The organism is Halosaccharopolyspora lacisalsi (genome assembly GCF_014137975.1).
GTDB lineage: Bacteria > Actinomycetota > Actinomycetes > Mycobacteriales > Pseudonocardiaceae > Halosaccharopolyspora > Halosaccharopolyspora lacisalsi.
Map to the genome: position 1 here is coordinate 461,846 of NZ_JACGWZ010000002.1, position 14,665 is coordinate 476,510.

At 68.8% G+C, this 14,665-nt stretch carries 13 protein-coding genes; 5 read left to right on the top strand and 8 right to left on the bottom strand.

Annotation, left to right across the window (positions count from 1 at the left end; all coding sequences use genetic code 11):
• Positions 1–12: 12 nt before the first annotated feature.
• Positions 13–1,197: a macrolide family glycosyltransferase gene (locus FHX42_RS09960; protein WP_182543942.1), complete on the bottom strand. Its 1,185-nt coding sequence runs from the start codon at positions 1,195–1,197 to the stop codon at positions 13–15.
• 107 nt (positions 1,198–1,304) lie between these two features.
• A complete protein-coding gene (gene map / locus FHX42_RS09965) occupies positions 1,305–2,072 on the bottom strand; it encodes a type I methionyl aminopeptidase (protein WP_182543943.1) in 768 nt (255 codons plus the stop codon).
• A 384-nt stretch (positions 2,073–2,456) separates the two neighbouring features.
• On the opposite strand from map, the gene FHX42_RS09970 reads away from it, so the two are divergent.
• The 5 genes from FHX42_RS09970 (at position 2,457) to FHX42_RS09990 (ending at position 9,473) form a co-directional block, all read left to right on the top strand.
• Positions 2,457–3,110 (top strand): tyrosine-type recombinase/integrase, encoded by a 654-nt coding sequence (locus FHX42_RS09970; RefSeq protein WP_220480104.1) that lies wholly within the window; start codon positions 2,457–2,459, stop codon positions 3,108–3,110.
• Positions 3,110–5,209, top strand: coding sequence for a putative bifunctional diguanylate cyclase/phosphodiesterase (locus FHX42_RS09975; protein WP_182543944.1), 2,100 nt, complete (start codon positions 3,110–3,112; stop codon positions 5,207–5,209). The genes FHX42_RS09970 and FHX42_RS09975 overlap by 1 nt, the downstream gene beginning before the upstream one ends.
• Before the next feature lie 199 nt (positions 5,210–5,408).
• Entirely contained in the window at positions 5,409–6,182 is a 774-nt protein-coding gene (locus FHX42_RS09980; RefSeq protein ID WP_182543945.1) for a nucleotidyltransferase domain-containing protein, read from the top strand.
• Between the two features lie 262 nt (positions 6,183–6,444).
• Positions 6,445–8,118, top strand: coding sequence for an SPFH domain-containing protein (locus tag FHX42_RS09985; RefSeq protein ID WP_182543946.1), 1,674 nt, complete (start codon positions 6,445–6,447; stop codon positions 8,116–8,118).
• Complete coding sequence (locus tag FHX42_RS09990) at positions 8,118–9,473, top strand: SPFH domain-containing protein (RefSeq protein WP_182543947.1); 1,356 nt, start codon at positions 8,118–8,120, stop codon at positions 9,471–9,473. The genes FHX42_RS09985 and FHX42_RS09990 overlap by 1 nt, the downstream gene beginning before the upstream one ends.
• On the opposite strand, the gene FHX42_RS09995 is transcribed toward FHX42_RS09990, so the two are convergent.
• From FHX42_RS09995 to FHX42_RS27760, 6 genes are all read right to left on the bottom strand, one after another.
• Complete coding sequence (locus tag FHX42_RS09995; RefSeq protein WP_182543948.1) at positions 9,470–10,747, bottom strand: macrolide family glycosyltransferase; 1,278 nt, start codon at positions 10,745–10,747, stop codon at positions 9,470–9,472. The two genes, FHX42_RS09990 and FHX42_RS09995, sit on opposite strands and share 4 nt — an antisense overlap.
• Positions 10,748–10,843: 96 nt before the next feature.
• A complete protein-coding gene (locus tag FHX42_RS10000; protein WP_182543949.1) occupies positions 10,844–12,052 on the bottom strand; it encodes an SPFH domain-containing protein in 1,209 nt (402 codons plus the stop codon).
• A gap of 7 nt (positions 12,053–12,059) precedes the next feature.
• Entirely contained in the window at positions 12,060–12,488 is a 429-nt protein-coding gene (locus tag FHX42_RS10005; RefSeq protein WP_182543950.1) for an NfeD family protein, read from the bottom strand.
• An 87-nt stretch (positions 12,489–12,575) separates the two neighbouring features.
• Positions 12,576–13,403 (bottom strand): DUF3097 domain-containing protein, encoded by an 828-nt coding sequence (locus FHX42_RS10010; protein ID WP_182543951.1) that lies wholly within the window; start codon positions 13,401–13,403, stop codon positions 12,576–12,578.
• A gap of 260 nt (positions 13,404–13,663) precedes the next feature.
• On the bottom strand, positions 13,664–14,143 hold the full coding sequence (locus FHX42_RS10015; RefSeq protein ID WP_220480105.1) for a hypothetical protein: 480 nt from the start codon (positions 14,141–14,143) through the stop codon (positions 13,664–13,666).
• A 73-nt stretch (positions 14,144–14,216) separates the two neighbouring features.
• Positions 14,217–14,384 (bottom strand): helix-turn-helix domain-containing protein, encoded by a 168-nt coding sequence (locus tag FHX42_RS27760; RefSeq protein ID WP_407926214.1) that lies wholly within the window; start codon positions 14,382–14,384, stop codon positions 14,217–14,219.
• Between the last annotated feature and the right edge of the window lie 281 nt (positions 14,385–14,665).

Consider the following 14,665-nt stretch of genomic DNA (forward strand, 5'->3'; position numbering starts at 1 on the left):
CGGATGGTGCGGTCAGGACAGGTGAGCTTCGAGGGCGTCGGCTCCGGCCGCCGCTCCCCCGCTGCCGTGCAGGGTCGTGCTCATCGCGGTGACGTTGGTGCGGACGTGCTGGTCGGCGGCGAGGTCGTCGACGGCCTTGCGCAGTTCCTCGGCGGTGACTTCGTCGTCGAGCCGGTGACCGAGGCCGAGTTCCACGACGCGGTGGGCGTTGGCTTCCTGCTCGGGCATCTGGGGGTAGGCGGCGAGGGGAACGCCGTAGTACAGCGCCTCCATGGTGGAGTTCATGCCCGTGTGCGACAGGAACGCGGTGGCGTGTTCGAGCACGGCGGGTTGGGGGAACCGGGCTCGTACCTCGAAGTTGGGCGGGGTCTCACCGAGCTCGGCGACGTCGATGTGGTCGCCGATGGCCATGGCGACCTGCCAAGGACTGTCGGCGAAGGCCCGCAGGCACACCCGGTAGAAGTCGGGGCGGTTGTGGAACACGGTGCCCAGGGAGATGAACAGCAGGGGCGCTTCGGCGTCGGCCGGCTGCCAGGATTCGGCGTGGGCGCGGCGGCCCAGCGAGGGGCCGAGGAAGCGGAACCGCTCGTCGAAGGTCTCGGCCTCCAACTGGAACTGCTCGGGGATGAACACGAGGTTCAGCGGGGCGGGGACGGTCTGGAACATGGGTTGTGGCTTGGCCACGCCGTACTCGGCTGCGAAGCGCTCGAGTTCCGCACCGGTTTCGAGCAGGGCGGGGTGCTCGTGGTCGAACGAGTCGGGTATGAACGTCTCGTGCAGCGAGAACTGCTCGTTGGCCGCGAAGTTGGGCACGAGGGTGACCTCGGGCACGTCGAGTTTGTCGGCCAGCATCCGTCCGGTGAAGGTCATCATGTCGTAGCAGACCGCGTCGGGGCGGTCCTGCTCGAAGTGCGAGACCAGCTTCGGGAAGCTCTCGCGGGCGTCGTCGACGAAGTACCGCATCATCCCGGCGAGTAGTTCCGGGGTGAATTCCACACCGGGGCCGGGAGGCTGGGAGGGGAGCTGGGTGCTCAGTCCGAGTCCTTCCGCGCCGGCGGCCTCGACCTTGGAGATCAGGCCCTCGCCGGTGGCATAAGTGACACGATGCCCTCTGGCGACTAGTTCTTCGACCAACGGCAGACTCGGGTTGACATGTCCGTGGGCGGGCGGGGCGACAAAAGCGAAATGCTTGGGCATGAGTCCTCGGGGGAACGCGACGTTGACAGTCCTTTTGGCACAACTGCCACTTTCTCCGTGATTATTCCGCCCGCGCCGATTTTGTGCTATGTGGCAAACGTAACCCGTCACGGCACCGTGAGGACTCGGGGACCGTCGTCGGTGATGGCCACGGTGTGCGCGGCGTGAGCGCAACGACTGCCGTCGTCGGTGCGCAGCGCCCACCCGTCGCGATCAAGCTGGTAACTGTCCCGCCCTCCGGCCACGAACGTCGGTTCCAGGCTCAGCGCCATGCCCGGCCGCAAGGGGGATCCTCGGCCCGGTGCGCCGTCATTGGCCACGAACGGGGCCTCGTTCCTGTCCCGTCCGATGCCGTGGCCGCCGAGACGAGCGGGAATTCCGTAGCCGCTGCTGCGTCCCACGAGGCCGATGGCGTGCGAAACGTCCCCGAGTCGTGCGCCGGTCCGGCACGCGGCGATCCCGTCGGTCAGGGCTGCTTCGGTGGTCTCCAGCAGCGTCCGATCGTCGGGGTGGGCCGTGCCGACGGGAACGGTCACCGCCGCGCCGCCGCACCGGCCCTCGACGCGGGCGCCGCAGTCGATGCTGAGCAGGTCCCCGTCGGCCAGGCGGGCTCCGGTGGGTGGGGCGCGCCCGATGGTGTCGTTGACCGACAGGCACAGCACTCCCGGAAACGGCCTCGGCTCGCGGATCGGGCGGGTTCCGGGCAGGACCGGTTCCGCGCCCGCCTCGGCCAGGACCGCGGCCGCCACCTCGTCGAGCTCCCGCAGGGTCACTCCCACCCGAGCGTGGTCGCGCAGTGCGGCCAGCACCTCGGCCACGACCCGGCCCGCGGAACGCATCGCGTCGAGTTCGGAGGCTGTTTTCAGTTCGATCATGGACTGCACTTTCCCCTGAGGTCGTCGGGGCGGACGTCCGGACGGGCATTCACGGTCACGAGACAAGCATCCCCGTTCGGACCGCGTCGAGGTGACCACCCGAACCGCAGCTTCTCGGCACGCTCAAGGACGACCTGGACACGGACCGCCGCCTGGACTTGGAAGGGCTGCTAAGGCCGCCACCAACGGGCCGTACGACACGCGGCGCTATCGCGGGAAGGGCCTATTCTGTGCGATAGCAGCAGTGATGACCGGTGACGGCAGTGCTCCGGTCGCCGCTGTCGCCGATGCGCTGCACCACCTGCCGGGCGAGCCGGACGAATCCCTGGCCGGGCTCGTCGGTCAGGCGGGGGCCGAGCGGATGCGGGCCTGGTTCCGCGACCGGTGGGGGCGTGCGGCACCGGCGACGTGGACTGCGCTCGGCAGCGGCATCCCGGCGAGAGCGAGGGGAGCTGGCTGGCGACCGTCAGCCAGCGGGAGAAGACCTCATGGGCGCTGGCCCACGAATCCGCCGCCCGCGCGGCCGCACTGCTGTTGCTCGACGTCGACGAGCTCGACCTGGCCAACCGTCGCGCGGTGGTGCGCCGCAAGGGCGGAGCGGCCGATGTGATCACCTGGCAGACCCGCACCGCTCGGTTGTCGCACCGCTACGTCGGCACCCGCACCCGAGTCCCGCCGTTTGTCACCGACCGGGCCGCCGACGTGGATCCGGGCACCGGTCGGGCACGGCTGTCGTATCGGCGCGCGGCCGAGCTGTTCGGGTACGCTTCCGGCGGGTGGACACTGCACGAACTGCGGCGTTCCGCGCTGACCCACGCCGCCGAGGAGGGGGCGCCCATCCCGATGCTGATGACCAAATCCGGGCACACCCCAATCCGCAGCCTGTCGTTGTGCCCGGCCGTCGGTCGACGCGCTGGCACGCCGAGCGTGATCCCGCCACGCGCAAAGCCAACCCGCGATGAGGCGCACTGCCCGCCAGCACGACGAAACCGGTGGCTGCCGGTGCTCTCCGACGATGGCAGTGCCGAGGGGGCCTGATGCAGGAACGATCTGACGTCGGCACCGGGGCCAGAGGCCAGCACTCGGGGATCGCGCGGTTGCAGTCGGAGACAGAAGCGCGACTGGGGGTGCTGGCCGCGGGCCTGCGGGAGTACGCGATCCTCGTGCTCGATGCGGCCGGTCGCGTGCAGCGGTGGGATGCGGCGGCCGAACACATCCTGGGCTATCGCGGCGAGGAAATCATCGGGGAGCACATCTCCGTGTTCTCCCCGCCCGAGCAGGCCGCTGCCGTGCGCCCGGACTGGCAGTTGGCTGAGGCCACCGAGTTCGGCAACCATGTCGACGAGGGTTGGTGCCGGCGTCGGGACGGCACCGGCTTCTGGGCCCACGTGGTGACCACCGCACAGCACGCTGCGGACGGCGCCGCGGTGGGGTTCCTGCAGGTCCTCCGGGATGAGACCGAAGCCGGGGTCCACCAGCAGCGATCCAGCCGGCGGTTCAGCGACCTGTTCGACCTCACCCCGGCCGGGATCGCGCTGTTCGACGAAACCGGGCACGTGCTGGACGCCAACGAGGCGCTGTCCAACCTGCTGGGCTACCGGATACAGGACTTGAACCACATGCCTGCCATAAGCCTGATGCACCCGAACGACCGGGACGCAGGCCTCATCGCCGACGAAGCAGCGAGCGCGCGGCTGAACCAGCCGCGGGTCCGCCAGCGGCTGTTGCTGTCCTCGGATGGACATCCGGTGCCTTGCGAGGTGCTCAGCACCTCCTCGGTGGCCGACGACGGCAGCCGGTTCTGGCTGGTGGTGTTCCAGGACATCACCGAGTGGCAGCGCCAGACCGACGAGCTGCGGCACCAGGCCACTCACGACGAGCTGACCGGGTTGCTCAACCGCACCGGCCTCAACGAACTGCTCGACTCCGTGCTGCACGGCGGCGCCGAGCGGGTCGCCGTGCTGTTCTGCGATTTGGACAACTTCAAGCGCGTCAACGACGCGCTCGGTCACGAGGCCGGCGACGAACTGCTCACTGCCCTGGCGCGGCGCCTGACCGACGGATTGCCGCCCGGGTGCGTCCCCGCTCGCCTGTCCGGTGACGAGTACCTGATCATCTGCTCGGACGTCGACACCGTCGGCGGGTTGGAGTCCTTCACCACGTGGGTGGCCGAACTGCTGCGCACGACCGTGCCGCTGCGCGGGCAGCTGATCGCCGTGTCGGCCTCGGTCGGCGCGGCGATGCTCGACCAGGACACCGCCGGCGGGAACCTGCTGCGCTACGCCGACACGGCGATGTTCCACGCCAAGAGCAAAGGTCCCGGGCGCATCTCACTGGCCAGCCGCGCCCTGATCGGCGTGCGGGAAGGGCAACTCGACCTGGAAGAACAGCTGCGCGAGGCCCTCGAGACCGACTCCCTGGAGCTGCACTACCAGCCGATCCTGGACCGCGACGGTGCCGTGGTCATGGCCGAGGCCCTGGTGCGCTGGCCGCACCCCGACCGCGGGCTGCTCTCGCCCGCGGTCATCCTGCCCGTGGCCGAGCAGGGCGACCTGCTGCGCGCACTGGACCGGTGGGTGCTGCGCACCGCCCTGGCCGAGGCCACCACCTGGCCCGAGCAGAGCGGACACCCGGTATCCGTCGCGATCAACTTGGTTGATCTGCTGCCCCACGACCCCGAATTCATCGACGCGGTCACCGCAGCTATCACCGAGACCGGCGTCGACCCGTCCCGCGTGGTCCTGGAAATGGTGGAAACCTCCCTGGTCGAGCTGCCCACACGGCCCCACCAGGCCATGGTCGAACTCGTCGAACGCGGCGTGCGCTTCGCCCTGGACGACTTCGGCACCGGCTACTCCTCGCTGGCCCGGCTCAAGGACCTGCCCACCCAGATCCTCAAACTGGACCGCCAGTTCGTCACCGGCGTGGAAACCGACCCCGCCGACGTCGCCATCGCCCAAGCCATGATCGGCATGGGCCACGCGATGGGACGCAACTGCGTCGCCGAAGGCGTCGAAACCCCCGGCCAGTTCCACGCCCTCGACAACCTCGGCATCGAGCTCTACCAAGGCTGGCTGTTCTCCCACGCCCTCCCGCTCCCGGAATTCCGCACCTATCTCACCCCGCGGCAGGCGTAGCAACACACCCAAGCACCCCCGACCCACCCACTCGACAACTCATCCCCGAAGGCCGAGCACAAAGCCACCACGACCAAGACCCCGAGACCCACCTTGCGGCCGACGGGAGCTTCGGGAGGACTCGGCCGAAAACGTCGATCACCGGATCGTGTCCCGTTTCGGCGTGTCCGGCGGCCGGTGGTCACTAGGATGTGTCGTGATGTCGACCGACGCACTGCCCGAAGCCGTGACTCACGTGGCCGGTGAGCTGGCCGAACTGCCCGCCACGGTGGCGGTGGCGCTGGGAGGGTCGCGGGCCACCGGCACGCACCGCCCCGACAGCGACTGGGATCTCGGGCTCTACTACCGCGGGTCCCGGTGCCGGTTGGATCCGGAGCAGGTGCGTCGACTCGGCTACCCCGGTCAGGTCAGCGAGCTCGGCGACTGGGGACCCATCGTCCACGGAGGGGGGTGGCTGACCGTCGACGGCACCCACGTCGATGTTCTCTTCCGCGATCTGGATACCGTCGAGCACTGGCACGAGCAGGCTCGGCACGGTCACTTCGAGGTCATGACCCAGACCGGCTACCTCGCCGGTGCTCCGACGTATCTGCCGGTCGGTGAGCTGGCGATCGGCCACCGGCTCTTCGGCGAGCTCCCCGAGGTCACCTTTCCCGAGGCACTGGCCGAAACGGCCCCGCGCGCATGGTGGGGACAGGCGGAGATGGCGCTGCTGTTCGCCCAGGGGTACGCGGATCTCGGCGACGGAGCCTGCTGCACGGGAATGCTGGTCCGGGCCGTGCTGTGCAGCGCCCATGCCCGCATGGCCGCCCGCCGCGAGTGGGTGCTCAACGAGAAGTACCTCGTCGACCGCGCCGAACTGGCCCACACCCGGCCACTGCTGACCCAGCCCGGCACCACCAGTGACGAACTGGCCGCCACCGTCACCGCTGCGTCCCGGGCCCTGGGGATCCACCCCGGCGCCACTCGCTGAGCGGACACCCACCAAGCGGTGCGGGGCCGCCGGGATCCGTTCGCGGCCGACGACGAAGTCCGCGACCGCGAACGGGCGATGGAAGATCGTCGACCGCTGAACCACGGAAAGCAATTGCCGTTCACTCGGGTAGTGAATCACCGTTCACTCGGATGCGATAGCCTCTGACAACCTCGCAACACAGCGACACATCACGGTGGAACCGGACGGTGTTGTCGCGCGTCCAAGGGGGGCGATTTCGTGATTATCAAGGGAGCGACGCATGTCCATCGCAGCGGCCGGGCGTCAGGCCATGTCCGCGATGAGTGAAGGCCAGGGATTCTCCGAAGTGGCCGGCCAGGCCACGGAAGAGGCGACCGAGGGGTTCTCGATCGACCCCGGGGACTTCCTCTCAGCACGGGAACAGGACACCTCGGCGGGGACTCGGATCGAGCAGCGAAGTGCCTCGATCGGTGAGATCGGTGCGATCGTCAATCGCAGCGTTTCCGAACGGGGCGACAACGGCGAGTGGGTCAATGTCATTTGTCCCGTCGTCATTCCCAAGCGCAGCGCGGTGCTCAGTCTCGGCCTGCCGGTGCTGGCACTGGCCGTGCTGGCCGTGATCGGTGTGCTGGTGACCCAGTCGACGGGTGTGGGCGCGGCGTGGTTCGGCCCGCACATCTGGGTGTTGCTGGTACTCGTGGCGGTGCTGTTGTGGGCGCGTCGCAGCGTCGTCATGGTGCCGGAGGGGTGCCAGGCGATGATCACCAAGTTCAGCAAGCTGGACCGCACGGTCGGCCCGGGCCGCACGGTGCTGCTCGATCCGCGCAAGCAGGTCAGCTACGTGCTGAACACCACGCGGGAGTACCCGTTCAACGCGCCGATCAGCGAGGCACCCACCCGGGGCGGGATCAAGGCCTCGGTCGATCTGTTCCTGCAGTTCCGCATCGAGGATCCGACGCAGTTCATGTTCGCCCTCGGCGCGGTGTCGGGCTTTTCCGACAAACTGACCAACGCGGTCAGCGAGGTCACTCGAAGCCTGATCTATCAACAGCGGGCCGAGGACATCTACGATCTCGTGGGGGAAAGCACGCAGGAGCTGCTGGAGAGCCTGAACAAGCAATTCCTGCCCGCTGTGCGACTGACCAGCGCCAACATCACTCACGCCGAGCCGTCCAACCAGCAGTACCGGGCCGATCTCGCCGCGCCGGAAATGGTGCGACTGGCCAAGGAAGCATACACCTACGAGTACGAGCTCAGTCTGCGCAAGGAGCAGAACGAGGGTGATCTGAACAAGGAACTGGCCTCGATGAACGAGAGCCTGTCCGGTATCAGGGCCGAGATCGCCAGCCATCAGGCTCAGATGGACACCGCGCTGGAACGGGAGACCAACCGCGCCAAGGCGCAGGCGCGGCAACGCTTCGTCGAGGCGGAGAGCACGGCCAACGCCAACGCAGCCCTGCTGGAAGCCCAAGCCCTGGACATCCAGGCGGTCAGTGCGGCCGACACTCCGGAAATCCTTGAGTACCGCTACGAGCAGGACATGCTGGACAAGCTGGAGGGTCTCGCCGAGCACCTGCCGGTGCTGGTCTCCCTCGGGGACGGCGACGACATCGACTACCTGACCGCCGCGCGGCGGATGCTCGGTGTGTCCGACGAGGGGGCCGGCTTGTCCGAGACGGACGTGGCAGCGATCCAGCAACGCACCGAGGCCATTCAGGAGCGCATCCGCGCTCGGCAGGCCGAGATCGACGAATTGCTGGCTCCCGCCGTGCCCGAGGAGGAAGCCACCGCGGAGGAAACCACCTCCGAGGAGGTTCCCGAGCGCGACCGGACCGAGCGGATCAGGGCCTCGGTGACCGACGAGTCGCTCACCGAGCGGGTCGATCAACTCAGTGCCCCGGACGACGACAGCGCGACACCGGGCAGCGAGCAGCACCAGGCAGGTGAACAGTGATGGCGACCCAGCAACGCGGTTTTTCCAAGATCACCGACGTGGTCGCGGCGTGGTCGAACATCCGCCAGCTCATCCGCGGAGGTGACGAGGGCAAGCTCGTGCCCGTGGTGATTCCGAAGGACAATCGGGGCCTCGGCTGGCTCGTGCTGCTGTTCGCGGCCCTGTACCTGGCCGGGACGGGCGCATTCAGCAGTGGCCTCGTCGCCACGGTCACGTGGGTCGGTGCCGCCCTGGCGCTGGTGCTGTCCGCGATCTCCCTGTGGCGTGGTTCGATCGTGGAGATCGAGCAGGGCACGACCGGCATCCGCAGCCGCTACGGTGCGTTCACCGACACGCTCTCTCCGGGCCGGCACTATCTGTGGTGGCCCTGGGACAAGGTGGAGTTCGTCGTGGACACCACCACGGAGATCCCGTACAATGCGCCGGTCGTGGCCTGCCCCACCGCCGAGGACGTGCCCCTGAAGGCGATCGAGTTCTTCCTGAAGTTCCGCATCGACAACCCGATCGACTTCGTGCGCACGATCGGTGCGGGCAACTTCGACGCTGTGCTCTCCAGCGCGGTGCAGGACGCGATCCGGCAACGTGCCAGGCAGGTGCGCACCGAGCAGGCCTACGACCTGCGCGGCAGCGACGTCGAGGACATGCAGGCGACGCTGAACCGCCAGCTCAGCAAGTACGGCGTGCAGATCCTCGGCGCCAACATCCCGGACGTGCAGCTGCCGGACCAGTATCAGCAGCACCTCTCCACCCGTGAGCGTGTCGCCAAGGAACTCGGCGCCTACGAGCGCGAGTGGGAACTGACCCGCAAGCAGCGCATCGACAACCTCTCCATGGAGATCGAGCGCGCCAAGAAGACCCGCGACGCCAAGCTCGTCGAGGTCAACGCGGCCCGCAACCAAGCTCGTCAGGACGTCGCCAGGCGGCTGGAGGAGCAGGAGACCGAGGCGCAGCGAGCTCGGGGGGAGATCGAGGCTCGGGGCAGGGCCCGGCTCACCGAGTCGCAGAACGAGGCGAAGTCCCGCCAGCGGCTCGGTCAGGCCTACCGCGACAACCGCGCCGTGCTGCACTACGAGCTGGCCCGGCGCAGGCTGGAAGTCGGCGAGAAGCTCGCCGAACACGCGCCGCGTCCGGTCGTGGTGCGTGGCGGGGGTGGTGAGCAGTCGGCGTTGTCGACCCTGCTGTTGTCCCACTTCCTGCCGAGGATGAGTTCGCAGGCGTTCTCGACCGGCAACGCCACGGCTCGGTCCGAGCAGGGCCAGGGCGAGGACCCCATGAACGAGACCGCGCAAGCGCTCGGGCAGGCAGGCGGCGAGTTCGCGCAGTCCCTGCTGGGCAACGACAACACGGGACACTAGGGACCGGGCGTGTCGTGAACGAGTGAAGCCGAGTTGACAGCGACGCCCCGCTGGTCTTTCCGGAAAGACCAGCGGGGCGTCGTGCTGCGGTGGGCGACCTCGGCGTCAGCCGATGTGGTCTTCGACCAGATCCGCGCCGCGAACGGCCCGCCGCCCTCCCGGATGTCCTGCTGCATCCGTGCGAGACCGCCCCGTACGTCCGGGTCGGACGAGACCCGTGCGACCGCGGCGCGCAGTGTTTCGGGGGTGGCCGTGTTCGTGTCCAGTCGTTCGCCGAGGCCCAGTTCCCGCAGCCGGTCGGCGTTGGCGACCTGTTCGGGCATCTGCGGCAGGGTGACCACCGGGACGGCGTAGTGCAGCGACTCCATCACCGAGTTCATCCCCGCGTGCGAGAGGAACGCCGTGGCGTGCCGCAGCACCGCCAACTGCGGAAACCGCGATCGAACCTCGAACGTGGGCGGGATCGGGCCCAGCGCTTCGGCGGGCACGTTCCCGACGGTCATCGCCACCTGCCACGCGTCGCCGAACGCCTCGATGCAGGTGCGGTAGAACTCGGGGTGATCGGTGAAGATCGTGCCCAACGAGATGTACAGGACCGGTCCCCCGGACTCCGGGGGCGACCACGACTCGGCACGTTCTCGCACGCCCAGCAGCGGACCGAGGAAGCGGAACCGCTCGTCGAAGCTGCTCCCGGCCGGTTGGAACCGACGGGGGACGAAGACGAGGTTCAGCGCTTCGGGCACCTCCATGGTGCCCTCGACGTCGAGCTCGACGTCGTGTTCGGCGGAGAAGTCGGCGCAGTCCCCGGCGAGCTCGACCATGGTGGGGTGGTCGGCTCCGAGCCCGGCGGTCAACTGGTCATCGAGCGAGTACGCGTCGTTCGAGGCGAGGTTCGGCAACGACCGGACCACCGGCACGGCGAGCTTTTCGGCCACGAGCCGGGCGGGCCAGTTCGTCGCGTCGTAGCAGATCGCGTCCGGGCGTTGCGCGCGGCAGTGCTCGAGCAGCACCGGATAGGTCGCCCGCAGCGCCGCGAAAAAGTGCCGCAACCACGAACCGACGACGTCCGGACCCACCTCGGAAGGCGGGACGAACGGTTCCAGCGGCGGTAACGGAACCCACCGCGCACCAGCCTCGACGACGGCCTCGGAGTGCTCGGCCCCGGTGGCGTAATCGACCCGGTGCCCTCGACGTACGAGCTCCTCCACCAGCGGCGACGTCGGATTCACGTGGCCACGACCGGCCAGCGCCACGAACAGCAGGTACTTCCCCACGCCGTTGATCCTACGGGCAGCCGCGATGTCCGCGCCGCTTTCGCCGCACGAAAACGGCCGACTGACCCCACCCGTTGCGCACGGGCGACCCCCGTGTCAGGACCTCTGGCCCGGGACGTCGGGGGTGTCGGTGGCCGCTTCCTGCTCGGCGACCGCCGCCGACGGTGAGGTCGCGGTCCCGGCGGGCACACCGGTGGAGGCCGTGGGCACCTCCTTGCGCGCCACGGCCTCGGCCGCGCGCACCGCCTCGGCCACCTCCGGGCTGGTGGAGATGTCGAACCAGGACCGCACCGACTCGTCGTCCTGCTCGGGCGGGGTGGCGGGGGGCTCCTCCTGCGGAGGCTCGTAGCGGAACACGCCGTCCTCACCGGGAGCACCCAGCATCCGGGCGAAGCCCTCCAGCGACTTGCCGAAGTCGCTGGGCACCATCCACACCTTGTTGGCGTCACCCTGAGCCATCTCGGGCAACGTCTGCAAGTACTGGTACGCCAGCAGTTCGGGGGTCGGTTTGCCCTGCTTGATGGCGGCGAAGACCTTCTCGATCGACTTCGCCTCACCCTGGGCGCGCAGGTAGCGGCTGGCCCGCTCGCCCTGCGACCGCAGGATGCTGGATTGGCGCTCGCCTTCGGCGGACAGGATCGCGGCCTGCTTGGACCCCTCGGCGGACAGGATCTGCGACTGCTTCTGACCCTCGGCGGTCTTGATCGCCGACTCGCGCTCGCCCTCGGCGTTGAGGATCATCGCGCGTTTTTCCCGGTCGGCGCGCATCTGCTTTTCCATGGAGTCCTTGATGGACGGCGGCGGGTCGATGGCCTTCAACTCCACCCGGGCCACCCGGATCCCCCACCGGCTGGTCTCCTGGTCCAGCACCCCGCGAAGCTGGGTGTTGATCTGGTCGCGGGAGGTCAGCGTGTCCTCCAGGCTCATGCCACCGACGACGTTGCGCAGCGTCGTGCTCGTGAGCTGCTCCACCCCGACGATGTAGTTGGAGATCTCGTAGACGGCCGACCGCGAGTCGGTGACCTGGAAATACACCACGGTGTCGATCGAGACCGTCAGGTTGTCCTGCGTGATCACCGGCTGTGGGGGGAAGGACACCACCTGTTCGCGCAGGTCGATCTTGGCGCGAACCCGGTCCAGGAACGGAACGAGGAAGTTCAGCCCCGGGTCGGCCACGGTCTTGAACCGGCCGAGCCGCTCGATGACGGCGGCCGTGGCTTGGGGAATGAGCAGGACGGTCTTGACGGCCAGAACGATGACCACCAGAACGATGACGGCCAGGACGATGAGCGCGGCCATATCCATCAGCTCCCTAAGGCTCGGCAGACACGACGGCGATGGCCCCCGAGATGTCCATGACCATGACCGTCCGGCCCGTCTCCAGTACTTGGGCCTCGTCGAAGGCCCGTGCCGACCACACGTCTCCGCCGATGCGCACCCGGCCGTCCCGCGCGTCCACGGTCGATTCCACGACGGCGCGGGACCCGATCAAGGCGTCGACGTTGGTGCGCAGCTCCTGGTGGGACAGCTTGCGCTTGAGGGCGGGCCGAGCCAGCATCACCAGGCCCCCGGACAGGGCGGCGAAGACGAGGGCCTCCAGCCACACCGGTGCTCCCAACGCGGAGACCCCGGCAGTGCCTATCGCCGCGGCTCCGAGCATGAGCAGCACGAGTTCACCGGAGATCACCTCGGCTGCCACCAGCACCAAGCCCGCGATCAGCCACACCAGTGCGGCCACCATGTACTCATGGTGACAGATGTGCCCCGTGCGGTCACCACCATCCGTGACCGAGGTGTGACCGAATGCCGCACCGCTTCGGGAGCTGCCCTAGGGTTGCGGCTCGGTGAGGAAGTCGATGAGCTGCTCGACGGCTTTGATCAGCGGGGGTTCGAGGTCGCGGAAATCGTTGACCGAGGCCAGGATCCGGCTCCAGCCGTCGGCGGGATCGGACCAGCCCAGCCGTGCGCAGACACCGTCTTTCCACGACTCCTCCCGCGGCACCCGGGGCCATTCGCGCAGCCCCACCGCGGAGGGTTTGACCGCCTGCCAGATGTCGACGTAGGGATGCCCGGTGAGCATGACGTGGTGCTGGTCGACGGCAGTGGCCAGTCGTGACTCCTTGCTGCCGGCCACCAGGTGATCGACCAGGACTCCCACGCGCCGCTCGGAGGTCGGGGCGAACCGCTCCAGCAGGGCGGGCAGCTCGTCCACACCGTGCAGCGGCTCCACCACCACCCCTTCCACGCGCAGGTCGTGACCCCACACGCGTTCCACGAGCTCGGCGTCGTGCAGCCCTTCCACCCAGATCCGGCTCTGCCGCGCGGTGCGGGCACGCAGTCCGTCGACACGCACCGAACCGGAGGCCGACTGCATGCGGGGTTCCGCCGACTCCGGGCGCGGGGCCACCAGCGTGACCGGCTCGCCCTCGTGGTGAAAACCCGCGGGGCGCATCGGGAAGACCCGGTGCCGCCCGTGCCGGTCCTCCAGCACCACGTCGTGTTTTTCCGTACCGCCTCGTTCGAGACGCACCACCGCCCCGCAGAAGCCGCTGACCGGTTCTTCCACCACCAACCCGGGTTCGGCCGCGATCTCGGTGACCGGTCGTCGTCCCCGCCCGGCGCGCAGCGCGTCACTGCCGTAGTCCTTCGCACGCACGCGTTCACCGTAATCGATCACCCCAGTTCGGACCGCGCGCGTGAAGGGGGAACCGGATACCCCGGAGAAGGGGGCGCGCAGGTGCCGGTCCGGACTCGTTGCGAGCTGCCGGGCCGAGGAGACGGTCTGCTGTGACGAGCGCGAACGGTGGACTCGCCTCCGGGCCTGTCCAGCTGGTGACTGTCCGTTGACGTTCGTTCCCGTTCAGAAAGCGTGTCCGTCTTGAGCTGTCGTAGTGCTACACGGCGTTGAGGTCGGGATCAGCGCGGCAGCCGCAGTGATCGCAGGTGACGGGGTTGGCGATGACCTCCCCGGGCGACAGCACCGCCAGCGACTTCACCCCGACCGTGCCGTCCCGGGGTCGGTTCCGACTCGCGTCGTTCGATTTCCACGGACAACGACACCTGCCACCGCCCCCGGCGGAACGAGACCGTGGCCGACCGGATGCGGGCGGTGCCCCGCTGCCCGTGCCGGGCCAGTTCGCGGGGCGACTCGTGGGTGCGCACCGCCCCGATCCGGGGCAACCGCACATGCCTGCGGTCAGCCGTTGTCGGCCCGAACGCGCCGGTGGTGAACCGACACGACCACGCAGCCCGCTTCGACCGGAACCGCGGAAACCCCACCGCCCGCCCGGCACACTGCCCGTGGCGGGAGGAGTTCCAGGTGTCCAGCGCCGTGGCCAGGTTCGCCGACCCCGACGAGTACGCCTCCTTGGAGTTCTCACCCCACCACGGAGCCACCTCACCCTTGGCGGCGCTCCGGGCTTTCCGCAGGCTATAGGCCGACCACGACACGGCCGGGGTGAGCTGATCCTCAGCGAGGCCGTAGGCGTTCCGCGCCGCGCTGATCCAGCACCGCCGTCACTCGGGCCAAGCCCCCGTTGAACGCGAACCGCGCCGCACCACAGTGGGAAGCCAACGCAGCAACCTGCGCCTCGGACGGGCCCAGCACGAACCGATACGCCTGCAACACCGTCCCCACCCTGGTTACCTCCCTACTCGATACCTTGCGTGATCATGGAGTTCCCGAGGGTGACCCATCCCAGACGGCGCGGTCCCCTCGCTCCCAGCAGCGGACATCCTCGGAAACAGCGCGACACCGCTGCACCGCACCCCTCCGCCGTGAGCTTCCTCCACCGACCAAGACCGGGCCACACCATGCTCGGCAACCCACCACGCCCCACACCTGGCGTTACGAACCCCCATCCAGACGACGCACAAAGAGACACAACCACGAACAGCCAAGCACCCCGACGTTCCCCC